We start from the raw sequence: 19,256 nt of genomic DNA on the forward strand, positions 1-19,256 counted from the left end.
AATAGGTTTTCCAGCTTCCAAGATTACGTTCATCCTTTATCTAATCTTGGTCATCACTCCTATCATTCCTAAAGTCTAAATAGTTGCTTTTTACGATTTATGCGTGTATAGTTCTAAATATAGTTAGCTAGCTAACTATATTTAGAAGGAGGCTTATATGGACGACTTTAAATTCAACGACCGTCCCAACACCGGGCGGCTTGGCCAAACGATTAGTGAATACGCGACTGCCGACACTAATGTTGACGCCGCTGCACTATTCCTAGATTTACAATGGACCTATCGCGAGATGCAAAAGGCCTACGATGATGTCCTTGCAGAATATGACTTAACGGAAACGCGCTTCATCATTCTAATGTTTCTCTTCCGGGCAGATCAGCAACAGTTGGCTCCTTCGGAAATTGCAACCAAACTGGGCGCTACTCGACCAACCGTGACGAAGATTCTCAACAAACTGGTCGTCAACGGTTGGGTCACCAAGGTCAGCGCGGTTAACGATAAGCGTTCCGTGATGATTGAACTAACCACAACTGGCACACTTGTCTTGGAAAAGTTCCTACCACATAACTTCGAAGCTGTACAAGTCATCATGTCAGAATTGTCACAAGATGAGATCACCACCCTTTCAACACTGCTCCACAAAGTAACCATCGGTACTAACAAACTCAACGAAAAGAAGGAAACTAATCATGGAAACCACTAAAATCGATTTTTTGAAAACGTACTTAAGCCTATACATTGACCACCAAACCGTTGTCGCTGATGCTCAAAAAGATAATCCTGAATACGTCATCTTAGACGTTCGTAACGCCCCAGCTCAGATTAAGAAGGACCAGATCAAGGGTGCTATCGCCATGCCTGCTAAGGACTTAGCCAACCGTTTGTCAGAACTAGATCCATCCAAAACTTACGTTGTCTACGACTGGACTGCTGGCACGACTCTTGGCAAAGTCGCTCTATTAACCTTGTTATCCGCCGACTTCAAAGCCTTCGAATTATCCTGTGCACTAGAAGGCTGGAAGGGCATGCACCTGCCAATCGAAACAATCTAACAATCGATTCACTTAGCATTCTCAATATAGAAAAATAGCATTAAGAAAATGGCGTGCTTCGCTGAGATCAGGAAGAAATTCCAATCTCAGCGATGCACGCCATTCGTTTATATTAGTTTAATTAGTCTTCATATTGTCGCACTACTGCTTCACGCCACGAACTAGATAACTTCCCATCCACGGTCCTGACCACCAACCGTTAATGCCTAGTTTTTTGGATTCAGTAATCTGAACGTGATTAGCTAAAAAGACATCTTGATACTGCATTGAACAATGCCCGGTATCAATAATTGCAATCGTACCACCCGGCTTAAGTACCCGAATAGCTTCCTCGACCGCCTGATTACGTCGCTTAAAACGTTTAATATTATGAAACGCAAAGCTGGTCGTCACAACGTCGAACTGATTGTCATCAAACGGCAACTCCGCCATATCTCCGGTCACCAGCTCAGTACGATCAGCGACGTTTAAATCATCCAAATTCCGCTGCGCCTGCTTCACCCCATTATTAGACTGGTCACGTGAACGCCACAGGTCAATCCCCGTCACTTTACCAGGCTTAACTAGTTGTTGAGCAACTCGTGTTAGCAACGCTCCGCGACCACACCCGACATCTAAAACTTGGGCGTGTGGATCAATAGCTAACTGCTGAATCAATTGGTCAAATAGCCGGTACTTACCGCGCATCGTTGTGTGTAAAGCGATTCCTGCGCCGATAACCATCATGGCACCAAGAACCATTTCAACAACCACACTGTAATTCATCCGGTTCAAATAACCGTAGATAAGTAACCAAACTCCCCCAACTAAGTAAACTAGTGGTAACAGTGGTGCGTCAATGCCAAAACGCTTAACATTCATCATTATTCCCCCAAAATCATTCCAGTAAGTATCAGAATCCCGCTGATACCTCTGCTGTTATCAAATAAGTCCCTTCCTACTTGCAATTAAGCCGCTACTGTTCCGTTAGTGCTGGGCTAAACGTCTTCGTTAACAGCTGCACAACAAAGTCCAGTTGTCGCTGCGTCTCAGTTCCTGGCAACTCCAACGTGGTTCGTGCAAAATAGCCAACTAATAGTGACAACATGGTCTGAATAATCAAGTCATTAGGCCAATCAACCATTAAATGACGCGCTTTTAAATCATCCAACGTCGCCATCATCTGTTGCACAACACCAGGGGCCACGTGAGCCATCACAGCTTGACGGCCATCCGAAGTGAAGAATACCATCTCCATCAGCACTTTTAATTCTTGCAAGTTATCATTAACGAAGCTGAACCGGTCTGAAAATACTGCTCTGAAAAAATCTTCCAGCCGCTCGTACTTGGTCTGCAATTCATCCCGCGAAAAATCCGCCGCTAAGGAAGGAAAGATATGGTCAATGATAGGCGCAATCACAGCTTCCCGTAAGGCTTCCTTAGTTTTATAACGGCGATACACCGTTCCCTCAGCCACACCAGCCTTTTGCGCAATATCACTTGTACTCGTGTGATCAAACCCCTGTTCAGCGAACAATTCCAAACTAGCTTGTAAGATAGCCCGTTGCTTGTCTGTCAGTGTCTGATCAGCGGCGACGGTTTGTTCAAAGTAGTCCCGAATACCCTTTTGTTCCAAAAATGACACCTTCCGATACTGTCCTAATAATAAGGTTATTTATGCTTAATATTACCATAGATCCAAATACGATTAGTGCGGCATAATCAATATTTAGTGCTTAATTAGGTCTCTTGGCACCGCCACGCTCAAAAGTAAACCCAGTTAAATAGCTAAAAGCCCCAACTCCATTACGAGTTGAGGCTTCTAGTGGTTTAACTAATGATTAAACCGTCCAGTAATATTTAATTATTTATCTGTCCGACGACGCTTTACACCTGCTAGAGCTAACAAGCTAGTGAATCCTAACATTGCTAGTCCCATAACGCCTGCTGATGATTTAGTCGTTTCGTCAGTTTGTGGCAAGTTGCCCTTAGCAATCTGATCAACCGCAGTACCCTTAGTCTTGGCACCTAACTTAACCGTCTTAGCCTTAGTCGTGCTAGTTTGGTAACCAGCATTGACCGTTGAACCAGTCTTGTTAGTCGTAGTATTGGTATTAACCGTATTGCCAGTAGTCGTATTGCCAGTGTTGGTGTTGCTATCAGTATTGATCGTATCACCATCGGTAGTCGTTTCAGTATCGCCATTACCGTTATTATCAGTATCGGTGCCACCATTGTTGTCGCCGTTACCGTTGCTATCGGTATCAGTGCCGCCATTGTTGTCGCTGTCACCGTTATCACCAGTATCGGTACCACCATTACCATTATTGTCGCCACTGCCGGTATCAGTATCCTTGGCAGTTACAGTGACCGTAATTGTTTGCGAAACTTCGTTACCGTACTTATCAGTGTAAGTGTACTTCACATTGTAAGTACCAGCCTTGCTGGTATCAACCGTATCGCCGCTAACCTTAACATCGTCAAAGCTAATCGCATTGCCGTCAGCATCCGTACCACTTACGAAGCCTGCTTCGGCGTTCCAAGTATCACCTTGCGTAACCGTCGTATCTTTAGCATTTACAGTTGCTTTACTGTCTGCCGCCATTACAGTAACAGTAATCGTTTGTGACACTGAGTTACCATACTTATCAGTATAAGTGTAGATGACATTGTAAGATCCTGGCTTACTAGTATTAACCGTGTCGCCTGAAACCTTGACGTCAGCAAAACTAATTGCGTTACCATCCGCATCCGTACCACTTACAAAGCCAGTACTTGGATCCCAAGTTGAGTCTTGTGTAACCGTCATATCCTTGGCATTTACAGTAGCTTTACTGTCCGCCGCAGTTACAGTTACAGTAATGGTTTGTGACACTGAGTTACCATAAGCATCTTCGTAAGTGTAGATAACGTTGTAAGATCCTGGCTTGCTAGTATTAACCGTATCACCAGTTACTTTAACACCATCTGCAAAGCTAATTGTATTTCCATCTGCGTCAGTACCAGTTACAAAGCCAGTACTTGGATCCCAAGTTGTACCTTGAGTAACCGTTGTATCTTTGGCAGTCACACTAGCTTTACTATCAGAAACTGTCACTGTAATTGTCTTCTCAACTACATTTCCTTCTGCATCAGTGTAAGTGTAAATAACATTGTAAGTACCAGTCTTGCCAGTATCTACCTTGTCACCACTAACAACTACTTTACTGAAATCAATGGCATTGCCGTCAAAGTCAGTTCCGGCCGTGAAACCTGCTTCAGCGTCCCAAGTTTCGTTTTGAGTTAAGGTCTGATCTTCAACATCAAGACTTTCTTGACTGGCAACAACTGTAATTGTAACGGTCTTCGTGTAGACATTGCCTTCTGCATCAGTGTAACTGTAAATGACTTCATAATCGCCTGGCACACTCGTATCAACGTTACCAGTGACCGTTACGACCGTACCCGTGCTATCTGCCTTGGTAGCAGCTTCACCGTTAACATACGTTACATTGGTTAAATCAATGGTGTTACCCTTATCGTCAGTTAACCCAGTCAAGTTATCACTTGGTTTCCAAGTGTTTGAAGGTTGTTGATTGATACTTGAATCATCAGCATCAATTCCAGCTTGACTGGCAACAACCGTTACTCTAACTAGCTTACTGATGACGTTACCATTTGAATCAGTGTAACTATAGACAATGTCATAGATTCCGGCCTTATTAGTATTAACCGTACCTGAGACAGTCATGTCAGAATAGCTCTTAGTACTACCGTCAGCATCAGTCGCGCTAACAAAGTAATCACTAGCATCCCAAGTCGTCTTTGGTCCGGCAATCAAATCAACCGTACTATCGCTAGTTTCTAGTGTGGCTGAAGCATCAACTCGTTGCCAAACATACGTATCAGCGGCCACACCAGCCATTAATTCTGCTGAAGTATAGGTTTTACCAGAGTTAACACCAACCCATTTGCCAGTGTAGGTGCTGGAAGCAGTCAAGGCTGGTAAGTTAACCGTGTTAGTTCCTAGAATCAATTCACTATTGTCACCTAATACTAACGTCTGAATCTTGGCAGCGTTCCCTAGCATATTGACTAGTGCCGTGACATTACTCATATCCCAGCCACTTAAATCCAGTGCTAATAAGCTAGTATCACCATAAAAAGTCTTAGAAGCCAGCTTCAAACTACTAGTGTTCCAGTTGCTGACGTTCAACACCTTCACACTAGAAAGTCCGTAGAAAGTATTGACCATTGTTGTGACTTTGCTAGTGTCCCAATTGGAAACATCTAATACCGTTAGCTTACTGTCGTTAGTGAACATGTATGCCATCTCAGTAACCTTACTAGTATCAAAGTTTGAAACATCTAATGCTGTAATGGCAGGCATGTTATAGAACATCCCATGCATGTTGGTTACATTACTGGTGTCAAAATTGGAAACATCTAGCGTGGCTAGACTTTTGTCACTTTCAAACATGGATGTCATGTCAGTAACGTTACCAGTATCAAAGTTTGAAACATCTAATGACGTAAGCAGAAGCATACCATCAAACATCTTACTCATGTCAGTAACCTTGCTAGTGTCCCATTTTGAAACATCCAAACTAGTCATCGAAACCTGATTAAGAAACATACTACTCATGTCGGTAACGTTGCTGGTGTCCCAGTTCGCAATATTCAAGGTTACTAAATGTGCTGGATTACTTGCAGCATCTGCACCAAACATGTCTTTCATAGTGGTAACGTTACTGGTATCCCAACCAGATAAATCTAAAGTGGCTAACTTCATCACCGCATTAAACATATAACTCATATTGGTTACTTTGCTAGTATTCCAATTTGAAATGTCTCCAAAGGTGGTAATTACATTGTTCCCACCAAACATTCCTTGCATAGTCGTTACATTACCTGTATCCCAATTCGATAAATCAAGTGATGTCAGTCTAGTTAAATTAGAAAACATAAAGCTCATATCGGTTGCAGAACTCGTATTCCACTTCGAAACATCTAGCGTGGTTATAACTGAGACAGTCGCTGAGCTATCAGTATCTTTGCCAAACATCCAACTGAAGTTCGTAACCTTACTGGTATCCCAATCCGCAACATTTAAACTAGTTAATTTATTTGTATTCGCAAACATGGCATACATGTTAGTAACACTACTAGTATCAAAATTAGAAGCATCTAAGCTGGTTAAACTACGATCAGCATAGAACATCGCTTGCATAGTAGTAACCTGACTGGTATTAAAGCTGGAAACATCTAAACTTGTTAGACTGTAGTCGTTATGAAACATGAACGCCATCGTTGTAGCTGAACTCGTATTCCAGTTCGAGACATCTAAATTAGTTAAACTCGTTAACCCACTGAAAGTTGAATAGAAGGTCGTCACCTTACCCGTCTTAAAGTTCGAAACATCTAGACTAGTAAGACTGCTATCACCCATGAACATCCAGCTCATATCAGTCGCACTGCTCGTATTAAAGTTCGAAACATCCAATGAAGTTAAGCTAGACATGTTATAAAATGTCGCCTGAAAATACACGACATTACTGGTATCCCAGTTTGAAACATCTAGAGTAGTTAAGCTAGAAACACCCCAGAACATGTAGCCCATATCAGTGACCTTACTGGTATCCCAGTTTGAAACATCAATACTAGTTAAAGCAGTATCACCATTAAACATAGAATAGAAGTTCGTTACTTTACTTGTATCAAATTGATTAGCATTCGTAACAGTCGTTAATTTTGTTAAATCTCTAAACAAACCTGCGCTACTAGAACTACCCACAACTTTGCCATCAAAGCTGATTGAAGTAATACTATCCGCATAAGCAGCCCATGGATTGGTACCATTTGAATCAACAAACGTCCCAGCACCTAAATGCAAGACACCCGCACTATCAATATTCCAAGCACTTGTCCCGTAAGTTCCACTAGCAATATCAGCAGATTTAGTTGCTGCACGTGCTAATGACGCACGCTTGTTAGTCACTTGTTGGTCATTAGTTGTGGTGCTAGGCGTTGCAACTGTTGTCTTGGTATCAGTTGCAGCTGAAGTAGCTGCATCAGTCGTCAAGTTATCAGTGGTCGTATCATCAGTAACCGTACCGGCCGTTGTGACATCAGCAGCATCGCTAACCGTGGCACCGTCTGAAGCACTGTTATCTGCAGTTGAGGCAGCACTCTGATCAGTCGTTGCAGCATCGCTACCAGTAGTCGCCATATTAGTATCCGTCGTCACCGTAGTATCAGTGGTGACATCATCAGTAGCTACTTGGTTCGTTGTCGTATCAGTTGTTGTAGCCGTACTATCACTAGTTGCTGTGGTAGTTGTATCACTACTTGTCTTAGCGGCGCTGCTAGTAGCTGAACTTTCACTACTAGTACTCGTTGAGCTAGCAGAACTAGTTGCACTTGCAGACGTTGCTGAACTAGTTGCACTGCTAGTTACTGCAGAAGTAGCAGTCGTTGTACTAGTAGCTGTTGATGAGGCGCTGGTTGCACTTGATGATGTTGCAGTGGACTCACTCGCAGTCGTGCTTGTAGCAGCGGCACTTGTACTATCCTCGGTAGTGGTGGTAGCAGTTGTTGTTGCTTTGCTGCTTAACGTTACCGTGTTACTATCCGAGCTAGTCGTGCTGTTAACTGTAGCAATGTTATCGTTACTGCTGCTGTCAGCCGTTGTATCGGCATTAGCGTTTATGTAGTTAACTTGCCAGCTTAGAACCATTACACCAGCGAATAGCCAGTTCCGACCTTTTTTATACATCTTATAGTGTTCTTTGCTTGTTGCTTCTGCATTGCGCTTATTATTAGCACCCATGTTGTAAGTCCCCTTTGATTAAATTATTAATTATTTTCAAACTGTCCAAGTAAGTTTGCTTCGTAAAAAAAACGCACTCACCTGCGATATTCATGTACGTCAATACTATACCTAGTAAACTAATTAAACGCAAGTATATCAACGTTCCTAGACGTGAAAACGGGTACATATATTCATTTTTCGATAAATATACATCTGGTATATGCGTGGTACGCGGTGTGTAAAGGTCATTGCTTAATCCTTATAAATTTTATTTTCTTATTATAAATACTTATCAATTTTTCAATAAGATTATGAGAAATGCTAGGCTAGATTTTTTACTAAGCGGCCCATTTAACTTACACAATCAGTTTATTGAGGAACTTACTCATTTAGTTATAATTAAATATGATAAATTTTATTTATACTGTTTATTTACGTTCTGTATGTTTTTAGTTACTAAGGTAATGATTAAGCGTGTTGATTAATTTTTTCTGAAGTTTTTTTGAATTTTTTTATAATTTCCATCTAAATTAGTGCTATTTCATGACTATTTATGCTTATTTTACGTAAGCAACAGCCACATTCACAGCAATCAAGGATCTTGATTACTCTGAATATCCTATCAAAAAAAGACGGTTGAATCTCAAAAATAAGATTCAACCGTCTCAACGTTATTAAACTATTGATTTTGCATCAAATGATCACTATCTGGTGTGGTCTTAATCGCCATGATAATTAATTCAATTACGGTGAATACCAGTGACAGTGGTGGCCACACAAAGAGAATCAGTAACCCGATAACCACGCTCAGCGCCCAGAACCACCAGTGCGTATGCACTCGATAGACTGGCATCCGTCGAATCTTATTTGCCACATCCGTATGGCCCTCACGCTGATTATCCTGAACAATCGCATACGATAATACTGCATAAGCTAAGGCCCACAACAAGAAAATAATGAAATAAAACAGTTCTGGTTGTGGCTGGTCGATAAACTTCCCCGCCCAAGCCGTCGCAATCGGTAATAGCGACATCGACAATATCCACAGGTTATTCAACCAGTAGACCCGCTTACTGATTCGTTTCGTCAGCGTCAACATATAATGGTGGTTATACCATGCTACCCCGATAAACAGGAAACTGATTAAGTATGCAATCAAGTAACTCCCATTTTCCGCTAGAGCCGCAAAAGTTGGCTCAGATGGTACCTCAAATTCTAACACCATGATGGTCATCACAATTGCGACCACCGCATCGGTAAATGCCTCTACTCGTCCCTTATTCATTTAACTCCCCCTACTTAATATTATCTGATTATTTTTTCTACATTAATATGCTACAACTTAATGGTGGTCTCGTTTATCCCGACGTGCACTATCGTGGTTTACCTTGTTCATCCACTTACCTAACGTTTGGTCAGACACGTGAAACTCATCCTTGGCTGTCTGCGCAAATTCCGCCCACGCCTGCTCCTGACCAGCTTGATCATCACGCATCCGGCGCGCATGACTGAAGTAATGTTGTAATAATTGACGGAAACGACGTTGTTCCTTGATCGACAATGCTAGGAATTCGCGTTTGTCAGCATCATCCATCTTCTCTAATTCACTCAATTCCGCATTATCTCTGGCGTGGCTAATGAATGACCGCACCGGAATAATGATAAGTAGGATTAACACCACTTTAGGATAGAAGTAGCCTAGCACAATCAGTACAATGTACATCGCACCTGAATCTAAGTAACCCGATCCATAAATCACATTATATAATTGGCGCATATCCGCCTTATCCGTGTACTTATCATGAATAACTGTTTTCGAGATTCGCCTGAAGACATGTGAAATAATCAAGCACAATGCTGCGTACAGCATCACATTAATATTAGTCGTTTCTGACGTCATCATCCGTGTAAAGGTCGGAATTAGTGACATCGAGAATAGAAAGACTAAGTCGAGTACAATAATCGCATTCGGTACAGTCTCCGCTTCATTGAAGATCACTGCGTGTTGATACCACAGATTCGCAATGAAACAGAAACTCACCGCATAGATGCCAATCGATTTGAATAATTGGGCATAATCGACCACACCACTGTGTAACGTAATCGGTAACTCGAGCACCATTATCGTAATCAAAATCGCGATAATAGCGTCGCTGAACATGTCTAGTCGTTCTTTGAGCTTACTCTGCATTTCTTCACCGCTTTTCATCATTTTTACATTCTATATCTTAGCACTTTACTTGGTCTTATAATATTTCAGTCAACATTATTTTAATCACATCTTCATGAGCTTAGTAAACCGACTTCAGCCGTCTTAACAGTGCATGTTTAAGGCGTATACACAAGCTACTGGTTGGCTTGCGTTTCATTGCCTTTTAGCATAAAATTCAAGCTATGTGCTAATTTTAGGAGTATGGCAATATAGGACTTAAAAACGGGGATGGTCACATGCAAATAAAGCGTTATATTCAAAACAGTCGTAAACATCCATATTTTATTAGTGGGTTACTAATAATTATTATTTTTGGATTTCTACTAATACATAAGTTAGGAGACATTCCAAACTTATTTGTCGATGAAGCAACTTATATGAACGAAATCCGTTCAATAGCACGCCACGGTACGGACATGCATGGATTACATTGGCCGTTATATTTTGCCGGTATCTTTGGCAACGGTCAGTCTGTAGAATATGCTTATCTTGCCGCACCATTGATTAAACTATTTGGCTTTTCAATTACTTTAGCTCGATTGCCAATGGTCCTGTTCACTCTACTAACCATGATTCTCATCTTGTACATGGTACAGTCACAATCAAAACCAAATAGCTTAGGATTTTGGCTAATACTTTCCCTAGCGACATCACCATGGATCTTCATTTCTGCTCGCTGGATTCTAGATTGTAATATTGCGCCACTGACATTATTACTCGGAGTACTAGCACTTATTCAAAGTTGGCACGTTCAACAACAACGTTGGAGCACCATTTGGACAATCCTATCAGTCTTTTTAATTGCTGCCTCACTTTATGGCTACATGGCAGGATGGCTATATATTCCAATCATGCTATTATTGATTGCTATTTACGTTCTACGACAGCACAAGATGACATTAGTTAATCTGATATCCTATGCTATTATTTTAGGTCTCTTAGCAATGCCATTGATTATTTTTGCCTATCACTTTATTTTACTAAAGGACTCGACTCCTGGTAAGTTTCTGTGGTTCTCATATCCAGCAATGCCCGTTGCTCGTATGGGATCATTCATTGACTTTAAAGCCCCACATCTAATTCACACCATGCTACTGAACTTTGTTGCAGGACTTCAAAAGTATTCTAGCGGTAGTGATGGGTGGCCTTGGAATTCTGTCAGCGGCTACGGAACTATTTTCCCATTTCTACTTGGGTTCAGTGTTCTTGGTATCTTAACACCACGTCGGTTCTTAACGAATAAAGCTTATGATATTAAACTAGTTATTAGCTTATCGCTGTTAGCTTTCTTACCATTAATGTTTATTATCACGCCAAACTTTAACCATTGGAACTTCATCAATTGGTTATTAGCCATACTGGCTGGTTATGGTCTGTACCTGGTCCATACTTTACTTGGGCGGAGATTCTTATTGAGCTTCACACCAATATTGGTTCTAATGATGACTTGCTTTATTTCGTTAGGTTATTATGGTCGTCTAAGCCCTAATGAAACGTACTTCACCAGTGGCGATGTCAGTTACCATGATCTTCAAAAGATTTCAACCCTAATGGGATCTAAGCATCGGCTATTCACTATCGATCAACGTGTCAAAACCTTACAAGGATACGCCATGCTCAGTGACAAGTCTGCTAAAAGTAATCAACAGATCCTATCCCTTTCAGATAATAAGAAGAACTTCGATCTTAATAATATGAGTTCTCATCATAGATATGGTCGCATTTACGATAAGACAAAACTAAACAAATTCTACCGTCGTGGTGATTTACTATTAGTTAATAGTAATAATCACCAATTCACAACTGGAAAGAACGCCGGTAAATATCGCGTGGCCTATCAATTGAACTTTATGAATCATCCGTACCAAGTGCTAGTAGAAAAATAGTTCTTCAACAACTCATACCACACTAAAAAGTCACGCAAAGCTGAAAAATCAGTCTTGCGTGACTTTTTTAGGCATCTTTACTTATTAAATAAAAACACCTTGATCAAATTTTCTGATTCCTGAATGCTTCAATCATCGTCCACGTCAAACTGTCAGTCGTATCGCCCTTTGGAATCTGATCACGCGTAAACCACTGAGCTTTCGCCAACTCATCAGTCTCCAGCTCAATCGCAATATCCTTATCCAAGTCGGCAAAGTAGCCCGCCAACAAGGTATGCGACGGTGCCCACGGTTGACTACCATAGTAGCGAATATTATGAACCTGTAGGCCAACCTCTTCCATAATTTCTCGTCTAACCGTATCTTCAAAGGTCTCACCGATCTCCGTGTACCCTGAAATCAAGGCATACCGATCATAGCCACCTAAGAATTTAGTCATCAATAACTTGTCGCCGTGAGTAACGCCAACGATGATGGCTGGCATAATGGTTGGGTAAATCGTCTGACCACACGCCTCGCAGACTAGTGACCGTTCCGTCGTTCCCTCTTGCAATGGTTGCCCACAATGGCCACAGAAACGGCTAGTGTCATACCACCAAGCAAGATGGGCCGCTGTAGAACTCCCAAAAGCTAACCAGTCTGGCGTTAAGTTGCGGAAACTTCGGGCAGCACCAACTTGATAGTCCGCCTTTTCAGTAGCGTCAACATCAACCCAGTAAAAGGCAATATCATCAATTGCTAACAAGTAGCGGTACTGTGCTTCATCAAACGCCCAGTCTTTTGCCACCATTTCATATAGCGGTAGGGTTCCTGTGGTCGTTAACACAACCTGTTGCTTGCGACCAATCAGCACGTAATCCCCCTTATGAGGCGCACGCCGCTTATCGTTCTGATTATTTAACACGTGTGGTGCGATGTCTTGAAACATGTTGACCCTGCTTTCTTAATCATCATTTGTTTTATTAATGTTCTTATTATAGTTGAAGTCGTTCGTTTGTGGCGATATAAAGTTTCGTCACACTCGTTATAGCTGACTCACCTTATGTAAGCGCTAACTAAAGTTTCACTTATTCACGTTATAGTATCCGTATCATCATATACCTAACACTACTTCAGAAGAAAGGATGTTAACTAATGAATAATGTCTATCAGAAATGCCCACAATTCACTAATGAACATTACTGTTTAAGATTAGTTACCAAGGATGACTGGGCTGATTTACTGCAAGTCTACTCAGACCAACAAGCTGTCGCACGGTTCAATAGTGACAACTGTGGCGGTGATGATTTTCATTACACCACTCAGGAACGAATACAGACTGCAATTGACTACTGGTTATCCATGTACACACAACAAGGTTTCGTTCGTTGGGCAATTATCGATCAGCAAACGACTACTGCGGTTGGAACTATCGAGTTATTTCATCGTGATGCGGCGGACTACTTTGACAAGTGTGGCGTGTTACGTCTAGATTTGCGTGCAGATTACGAACATACCAACACAATCGAACAACTATTATCTCCGCTCATGACAGTTGCCTTTGACTTATTTAATTGTGAGAAGATTGCTATCAAAATTATCAGCACAACTGCAGAACGTGCCCAAGCCTTCACAAATCTAGGTTTCACCCCCACTAATGAAGCATTGATCGGTCATGATGGCACCAAATATCATGATTACTGGATCAAGACTATCAACTCCTAAAAACACAAAAATCCCCATCAAGACTGGTTATTCACCAATCTTGATGGGGATTATTAGTTTATTTACCTATTGATCAAGCCTTTACCGAAGCGCCAGAGCAAAACAATCAACGTCACAATAATTGCCAAGATCATCCATGCAACGAACATAAGTAGAATGCTAACACCAATCAATATCCACTTGTTACTGTATTCACCGGCCAACGCTAATGCTGGTAAGTGCCCTGGCGAAACCATTGCCCACATGATGATACGAAAGACAATGAACACAGCAGCGTACGACATCCCAACTTTCCAAGCTGGCTTAACTTCTTCACCGTCTGCTTCCTCTTCATCTTCGTCGTCATAATCATCGTCGTAGTCATCGTCAGCAGCTTCTTCATCGTGACGATTTTCATAATCACTTTCGTCATCATCTTCATACTCGTCTTCGTCGGATTCATCATCGTCCTCAAAAGTCGCATCCGCAGCTTCATCATCAGGATCAAGAATATTCACTGACCAGCTTTCGACTGTTGCAATATCAGCAGCGTCCCAGTGACGCCAAGCATCTTCCCAATTAGCGACCGTTTCAGGATTTAAATTACCATCTAATCCGCGTTGTGTGAGTTTATTCTGTAAAGTAGCCTTAATAGCAAGGTCGCCGCCCCATTCAACTGAGTTAAAAAAGGTTAAGGCGATCACTAACCCTTGTTCCAGGGTAACTAGCTTGCCGTCAGTATCAGCACCGGCAATGGTAGTCTGCCACTTAGCATCGAGATCTTCATCGGGTTCTGTCTGCCAAGCCTCAAGTTCAGGCAACAGATCATCGATGTCAAAAGGATCACCGGCAATACTGTATTTGGCAAAAAAGACCCAGACAACCGCTTTGAGCTGGTCAATCGTCAATGTTTCCGGTGCTGCTTCAGGATTCATGCTTTTGTGATGCGCTTGCCACAATTCCCAAGCTGCCCCTTCAGACTGCGTTGCAACACGTTGCCCCAGTCGCTGCAAGTTAGGTTCATCTCGTTGTTGTAGAAAGATTGCCAGCGACGTGTACGCTGTCATCTCGCTCAACAACATTGGTGATTGAACTGCTGTTGGTAATACCAGCTTGGCTTGACCACCCTCTTGATTAGTCGGCACCGTCATGACAGCTTGACGCCAAGCTTGCCACGTCTGATCATCCCCCTGAGGTTTGGCCTTTGCAGCGGGTTGCATCTGGTTCAACAATAACCGTACCGGATCAGCCACTCCTGCTGTCCCCACCTCATCCTCTAATCCTAGATACTCATCTTTGAGCCAGCTACTAGCCAGCCAGTAATACGCTGTTAAATAAGCTTCTTGTTCATTCATAATGTTCCTCCAATTATTCGCTTATTTATTATAGCGAAGGCAAAAGGAAAACACCATTATTATTTAAAGGGCTGTATTAATATCAATGATAAATGTTGCTGTTAAGACAATCACAAAAAATAGTAATCTAAGGTCTAACAGCGCTTAAATTACTATTTTTATATCAATATATTAAATTAATGCTCCATCATTGGCCGGTATTCTTTACCAACGTACACAAACTCATAAATCATATCACCACTTCGTTTAACCAATTGTCCGCCCTGTTCAAAGGTCAGCGTCCCAGTCGCAAATTCACGCGCGTAGGTCGGTTTGATATTCATCTGATCGAACTGCTTCTTAGCTGGCGCTGGTGCTGAACTATACAGGTCTTCAATACTCAGTTCTTCCTTTACAGATAGCTCATACTCAATCTTTTTACCATGGTCATCGAAAGTATATCTCGACTTCTTAGGATACGACTTACCGGTACTCTCTTGCACATATTCACTGAGTACTTGATACTTAGTATTTTTAATATCATAGTTCTGATAAATAATCTCGCCATCCGCATCCTGAATGAAAGTCAGCGGCATATGTTTGTACCCGTAGGTATCGCGAGCCACGAAATCAAATACAACGATAGCGTAGTCGTCAAAATTCTGGCGGGCCCACAACCAGTTATTCCAAGCCATGACGTGATGGATATTGCCCCACTGATGATCGTGATAGCCACGACCAGTAACCGCTACTGTTTGCCCATTATACGTTAAGGTCCCGGTGATTTCACCCCGTGGTACGACGCATAACCAAGTGAAGTAATTGTCGTTGCCAAAGTCAAAATAACCATTACCCGCTCGCCATGGTGTGCTAGTACTCGTTAACGTTAAATCCGCACCAATACCGTTAACTGGTTCAACGTGAATCTGATACGTTTTTAAGTCACCAGCAACGTGATGTGGTCCAATTCTAACGTCACACCGTTGCTTTGAATATTGGAACTCATCAGCGGTATACTTAGTAAGATCAGTGTACTTCTTACCGTCTGGATCAGTAATCGTAATCATCACTTGGGGTTGCGCACCATCTAACTGTGTATTTTGATTGCCCTTCGTATTGAAAGGAATCACTACTTTAGAGCCATCATCCAAGACAGCGTCAAAGTACCACCATTCAAATGCGCCAGCACGGTCATCATCGCGCTTGCCATCTTCCCATACAGCGACATGTTGTGGTTCAGTACCGCTGTTCTTAAAATCTGCTGGTTGATCCATAATTCTTACATTTGCCATTATAATCGACTCCCTACCTGACTGATTTATTTATTTGAATGGCCTTAATATAGCCAAATACTTGCCAGTCAACAAGGGACAGAAGTCTCTAAAACACTCATTAATTGACGAAAAGCTGCGTTTCACTACGCATTTTGATAGGAGCTAACTTGATGAAATCACATCGTTCAGATCTTCGCACTCAGAAAACCTATACCGCACTGTTTACCGCCTTTAATCAGTTGATTCAACAGAAGAACTTTTCTGAAATTACGGTCACCGAGCTCTGCCGGGTAGCGCAGACACGGACGGCTACCTTTTATAATCATTTTGATGATAAGTATGATTTTTTCGCCTTTATGATTAAAGCACTTCAACAAGAACAACTCGAACAGGCCGAATTCACCAGTACAGCTACTGATTCTATGACATATTTGAATGAACTATTAGCCCTTGGATTCGACCTCATTGAGAGCCACCTCGCTATGATTGAGCACATTCAAGCTGACTCGTTGCTCGTAACGATTATTCAAACTAACTCTGAATATTTGGCCGCTCAAATTCAGAAACATCTACCAGTCAACAAAGATCCCCAAGTCGACGAAAAATTACAAACGCAAATCATTGTTGGCGCGCTGTTCCAAGCATCTCGTTGGTGGCTCAGCCATCGCAGTACGGTTTCTAAGGAGCAGATTCAAACTCAATTATCACTAGTTCTGCAACGACTGTATCAGTTCGATTGATTATATCTATTAGTATCTCAGGATAAAATTCATGATATGCTTTATACTACTGACTACTTGCTCAGTCCGGAACTGAGTGACAATATCTTATACATCTATGCAAAGGATGGATTACTATTGAATAAAGAACGCATGGCGGCCTTCACTGACGCAGTGTTGGCTATTATTATGACAATTCTGGTCTTGGAGCTAGAAAAACCAGCAACTATGACCTTGGCGGGGCTCTGGGACTTACGGGCTAACTTTTTCGCCTACGCCCTATCATTCTTCTGGCTGGGCTTGATGTGGTTGACACATCATAACAACTGGGAAAAAATTACCAGGGTCAATAATCAAGCGGCCATCTTTACACTATTGATGCTATTTTTCGCTTCACTATTTCCTTATACAACCGGCCTCGTGGCAACTAATTTTGATAACTCGATTGCTCAGAGTTTCTACGGTATCGTCGTATTGGCAGTATCTTTTAGTAATATGGGACTCTCACGTTCTATCAATAAGGCTAATGACAACGTTCAATTGGGGTTACTGTACACCTTACCTGACTGGATGGTCATTTTGGATATTGCCATTAAGGTAATCGGGCTAATTCTAGCCATCACTGTTTACCCACCAGCAATGATGTACTCGATTTTCATCTCCATGTTCGTGATTGGCTTGGGGCATCTCTAATCACATAACCTATCAATAATTTATCCATGCTAAAACGGCCTACATTTTAAAAATGTGGGCCGTTTTTATCTTTATTCTATTCTAATTTTGTTATTTCAAATCCTGAATATGCTGCTTAATCTGATCCCGCACTTCCCGAAATGCAGCTAATTGTTCTGCTTCACTCCCCGCTGCCAAAGCAGGATCAGGTAAGGGCCAATGTAGCTTTTGAACACTGGCAGGCGTCATTGGACACTTATCCCGCGCATCGCCACACAGCGTTACAACTAAGTCACACTGTTGCAGATAGTCTTGATCAATCAACTTGGATGTTTGCTGTGAAATGTCGATACCAACTTCTGCCATTACTTTGACCGCTTTGGCATTCAGCCCATGGACTTCCACTCCAGCACTCGCAACTTCCCAATCTGGCGCCAATAAGTCACGACCGAACCCTTCTGCCATTTGACTCCGACAGGAATTACCCGTACATAAAAAGTAAACTTTTTTCATTTCATTCGCTCCTAAGTCATCATATTAAGTTTAAGTGCTTGTTATTGAGCCCTTTAGATTATAGTAAAAAATCTATCTAATGGCCATGCGTTTCTCCACGTACCACATGATCGGCATGCTCGAGCATCTCATTAACGATATCTAAAATATGCGGATCATCCAAACGATAATAACTGAGTTTACCGTCTTTGCGGGCACTCACTAACTGGTGTTGCCGCAATAAAGCTAATTGATGAGAGACGACTGACTGTTCAATAGCTAACAGTTCGCCCAGTTCACCGACATTTAACTCGCGTTGCTCTAGGACATATAGGAGTTGCAAGCGAATCGGGTTGCTCAGTAACTTAAAGATTCGTTTGGATTCTTGTAGCTTGTGTTCATCAATTAATTGTAATGATTCGGATACGACTGATTCTTCTTTCAACATGTCACTCCATTCATATGTTAAAATCAACATGAATAAAAATTACACCCTTTACAGGAGGAACTAACCTTGCAAACGGCCATCTTCACAGGTATTACTGCTTATATTTCAACTAGTATTGATTACTTAATCATTTTAATGGTTATTTTTGGTTCAATCAATCATAAAGATCGTTGGCTAGTCTACTGGGGCGACCTTTTGGGAACCGCCGTCCTGGTTATTGCCAGTCTAATTATGGCCTTCGTCTTAGGGTTTGTACCTCAGGAATGGTTATTAGGTCTACTGGGACTCATCCCGATCTTTATGGGGATTCGCTTGCTGATTGTTGGTGAGAGCGACGATGACGAAATCGTTGAAGATCAGATCAAGAAACGGCGCAACTTAATTATCAACGTTGCCGTAATTACCATTGCCACTTGTGGTGCTGACAACATTGGTATCTACGTCCCAATCTTTACTCAAGCCACTACCAGTTCATTAATCATTATTCTGTTGACCTTCCTAGTCATGTTAACGCTCTTCTGTTACATCGGCTACCTACTCATCAAGATTCCGAAAGTCGCTGACATTCTGGAACGCTACGGCATGTACATCACCGCCATCGTTTACATTGGCCTAGGGGGCTACATTATATGGGAAAGCGGAACCTTTCAACAATTGCTGCGGCTGATTTTCTGACACTTTGTTCACACCATGCAACTATCACTAAATACGTCCA

Annotated in this window: 17 protein-coding genes; 7 read left to right on the forward strand and 10 right to left on the reverse strand. The window is 41.9% G+C overall.

Annotated features, from left to right (window positions below; all coding sequences use genetic code 11):
* Positions 1–157 precede the first annotated feature (157 nt).
* Both ACG95_RS11835 and ACG95_RS11840 read left to right on the forward strand, forming a co-directional pair.
* The gene (locus ACG95_RS11835; protein ID WP_048000719.1) at positions 158–703 is read left to right on the forward strand and encodes a MarR family winged helix-turn-helix transcriptional regulator; all 546 of its coding nucleotides are present in this window, start codon (positions 158–160) and stop codon (positions 701–703) included.
* A complete protein-coding gene (locus ACG95_RS11840; RefSeq protein ID WP_048000720.1) occupies positions 690–1,052 on the forward strand; it encodes a rhodanese-like domain-containing protein in 363 nt (120 codons plus the stop codon). Before ACG95_RS11835 ends, ACG95_RS11840 begins: the two co-directional genes overlap by 14 nt.
* A gap of 141 nt (positions 1,053–1,193) precedes the next feature.
* On the opposite strand, the gene ACG95_RS11845 is transcribed toward ACG95_RS11840, so the two are convergent.
* The 5 genes from ACG95_RS11845 to ACG95_RS11865 all read right to left on the reverse strand — a co-directional run bounded on the left by ACG95_RS11845 (position 1,194) and on the right by ACG95_RS11865 (position 10,033).
* Positions 1,194–1,916 (reverse strand): class I SAM-dependent methyltransferase, encoded by a 723-nt coding sequence (locus tag ACG95_RS11845; protein ID WP_048000721.1) that lies wholly within the window; start codon positions 1,914–1,916, stop codon positions 1,194–1,196.
* Positions 1,917–2,007: 91 nt separating this feature from the next.
* Positions 2,008–2,676, reverse strand: coding sequence for a TetR/AcrR family transcriptional regulator (locus tag ACG95_RS11850; RefSeq protein WP_420324103.1), 669 nt, complete (start codon positions 2,674–2,676; stop codon positions 2,008–2,010).
* A 219-nt stretch (positions 2,677–2,895) separates the two neighbouring features.
* Complete coding sequence (locus tag ACG95_RS14070) at positions 2,896–7,839, reverse strand: BspA family leucine-rich repeat surface protein (protein WP_053072807.1); 4,944 nt, start codon at positions 7,837–7,839, stop codon at positions 2,896–2,898.
* Positions 7,840–8,500: 661 nt separating this feature from the next.
* Positions 8,501–9,106 carry a TMEM175 family protein gene (locus tag ACG95_RS11860; RefSeq protein WP_048000723.1) on the reverse strand — a complete coding sequence of 202 codons (606 nt, stop codon included), beginning with the start codon at positions 9,104–9,106 and terminating at the stop codon, positions 8,501–8,503.
* 57 nt (positions 9,107–9,163) lie between these two features.
* Complete coding sequence (locus ACG95_RS11865; protein WP_237756515.1) at positions 9,164–10,033, reverse strand: TMEM175 family protein; 870 nt, start codon at positions 10,031–10,033, stop codon at positions 9,164–9,166.
* A gap of 236 nt (positions 10,034–10,269) precedes the next feature.
* Here ACG95_RS11865 and ACG95_RS11870 point away from each other — a divergent pair, with 236 nt between their 5' ends.
* A complete protein-coding gene (locus tag ACG95_RS11870) occupies positions 10,270–11,919 on the forward strand; it encodes a cation-translocating P-type ATPase (protein ID WP_152668341.1) in 1,650 nt (549 codons plus the stop codon).
* Between the two features lie 103 nt (positions 11,920–12,022).
* On the opposite strand, the gene nudC is transcribed toward ACG95_RS11870, so the two are convergent.
* Positions 12,023–12,847, reverse strand: a complete 825-nt coding sequence (gene nudC / locus ACG95_RS11875; RefSeq protein ID WP_048000725.1) for an NAD(+) diphosphatase — start codon at positions 12,845–12,847, stop codon at positions 12,023–12,025.
* Between the two features lie 206 nt (positions 12,848–13,053).
* Between nudC and ACG95_RS11880 the strand changes: the two genes are divergently transcribed.
* Complete coding sequence (locus tag ACG95_RS11880) at positions 13,054–13,623, forward strand: GNAT family N-acetyltransferase (RefSeq protein WP_048000726.1); 570 nt, start codon at positions 13,054–13,056, stop codon at positions 13,621–13,623.
* Between the two features lie 62 nt (positions 13,624–13,685).
* Here the strand turns inward: ACG95_RS11880 and ACG95_RS11885 are convergent, their stop codons facing one another.
* Positions 13,686–14,957: a hypothetical protein gene (locus ACG95_RS11885; RefSeq protein ID WP_048000727.1), complete on the reverse strand. Its 1,272-nt coding sequence runs from the start codon at positions 14,955–14,957 to the stop codon at positions 13,686–13,688.
* Positions 14,958–15,133: 176 nt separating this feature from the next.
* Complete coding sequence (locus tag ACG95_RS11890; protein ID WP_048000728.1) at positions 15,134–16,228, reverse strand: lipocalin-like domain-containing protein; 1,095 nt, start codon at positions 16,226–16,228, stop codon at positions 15,134–15,136.
* 152 nt (positions 16,229–16,380) lie between these two features.
* Here ACG95_RS11890 and ACG95_RS14075 point away from each other — a divergent pair, with 152 nt between their 5' ends.
* Both ACG95_RS14075 and ACG95_RS11900 read left to right on the forward strand, forming a co-directional pair.
* Entirely contained in the window at positions 16,381–16,950 is a 570-nt protein-coding gene (locus ACG95_RS14075; protein ID WP_053072808.1) for a TetR/AcrR family transcriptional regulator, read from the forward strand.
* 117 nt (positions 16,951–17,067) lie between these two features.
* Positions 17,068–17,622, forward strand: coding sequence for a TMEM175 family protein (locus tag ACG95_RS11900; protein ID WP_048000798.1), 555 nt, complete (start codon positions 17,068–17,070; stop codon positions 17,620–17,622).
* A 90-nt stretch (positions 17,623–17,712) separates the two neighbouring features.
* On the opposite strand, the gene arsC is transcribed toward ACG95_RS11900, so the two are convergent.
* On the reverse strand, positions 17,713–18,114 hold the full coding sequence (arsC, locus tag ACG95_RS11905; protein ID WP_048000729.1) for an arsenate reductase (thioredoxin): 402 nt from the start codon (positions 18,112–18,114) through the stop codon (positions 17,713–17,715).
* A 76-nt stretch (positions 18,115–18,190) separates the two neighbouring features.
* Positions 18,191–18,541, reverse strand: coding sequence for an ArsR/SmtB family transcription factor (locus tag ACG95_RS11910; RefSeq protein WP_048000799.1), 351 nt, complete (start codon positions 18,539–18,541; stop codon positions 18,191–18,193).
* Between the two features lie 66 nt (positions 18,542–18,607).
* On the opposite strand from ACG95_RS11910, the gene ACG95_RS11915 reads away from it, so the two are divergent.
* Complete coding sequence (locus ACG95_RS11915) at positions 18,608–19,216, forward strand: cadmium resistance transporter (protein WP_048000730.1); 609 nt, start codon at positions 18,608–18,610, stop codon at positions 19,214–19,216.
* Positions 19,217–19,256: the final 40 nt, after the last annotated feature.

The sequence above is a fragment of the Lactiplantibacillus herbarum genome, assembly GCF_001039045.1.
GTDB lineage: Bacteria > Bacillota > Bacilli > Lactobacillales > Lactobacillaceae > Lactiplantibacillus > Lactiplantibacillus herbarum.

Excerpts from the sequence above, each read along its gene's own strand:
- ACG95_RS11835 (WP_048000719.1), top strand. The coding sequence starts at position 158 with ATGGACGACTTTAAATTCAACGACCGTCCCAACACCGGGCGGCTTGGC.
- ACG95_RS14070 (WP_053072807.1), bottom strand. The coding sequence starts at position 7,839 with ATGGGTGCTAATAATAAGCGCAATGCAGAAGCAACAAGCAAAGAACAC.
- ACG95_RS11885 (WP_048000727.1), bottom strand. The coding sequence starts at position 14,957 with ATGAATGAACAAGAAGCTTATTTAACAGCGTATTACTGGCTGGCTAGT.
- ACG95_RS11880 (WP_048000726.1), top strand. The coding sequence starts at position 13,054 with ATGAATAATGTCTATCAGAAATGCCCACAATTCACTAATGAACATTAC.
- nudC (WP_048000725.1), bottom strand. The coding sequence starts at position 12,847 with ATGTTTCAAGACATCGCACCACACGTGTTAAATAATCAGAACGATAAG.
- ACG95_RS11910 (WP_048000799.1), bottom strand. The coding sequence starts at position 18,541 with ATGTTGAAAGAAGAATCAGTCGTATCCGAATCATTACAATTAATTGAT.
- ACG95_RS11840 (WP_048000720.1), top strand. The coding sequence starts at position 690 with ATGGAAACCACTAAAATCGATTTTTTGAAAACGTACTTAAGCCTATAC.
- arsC (WP_048000729.1), bottom strand. The coding sequence starts at position 18,114 with ATGAAAAAAGTTTACTTTTTATGTACGGGTAATTCCTGTCGGAGTCAA.
- ACG95_RS11890 (WP_048000728.1), bottom strand. The coding sequence starts at position 16,228 with ATGGCAAATGTAAGAATTATGGATCAACCAGCAGATTTTAAGAACAGC.
- ACG95_RS11860 (WP_048000723.1), bottom strand. The coding sequence starts at position 9,106 with ATGAATAAGGGACGAGTAGAGGCATTTACCGATGCGGTGGTCGCAATT.
- ACG95_RS11870 (WP_152668341.1), top strand. The coding sequence starts at position 10,270 with ATGCAAATAAAGCGTTATATTCAAAACAGTCGTAAACATCCATATTTT.
- ACG95_RS11845 (WP_048000721.1), bottom strand. The coding sequence starts at position 1,916 with ATGATGAATGTTAAGCGTTTTGGCATTGACGCACCACTGTTACCACTA.
- ACG95_RS14075 (WP_053072808.1), top strand. The coding sequence starts at position 16,381 with ATGAAATCACATCGTTCAGATCTTCGCACTCAGAAAACCTATACCGCA.
- ACG95_RS11865 (WP_237756515.1), bottom strand. The coding sequence starts at position 10,033 with ATGATGAAAAGCGGTGAAGAAATGCAGAGTAAGCTCAAAGAACGACTA.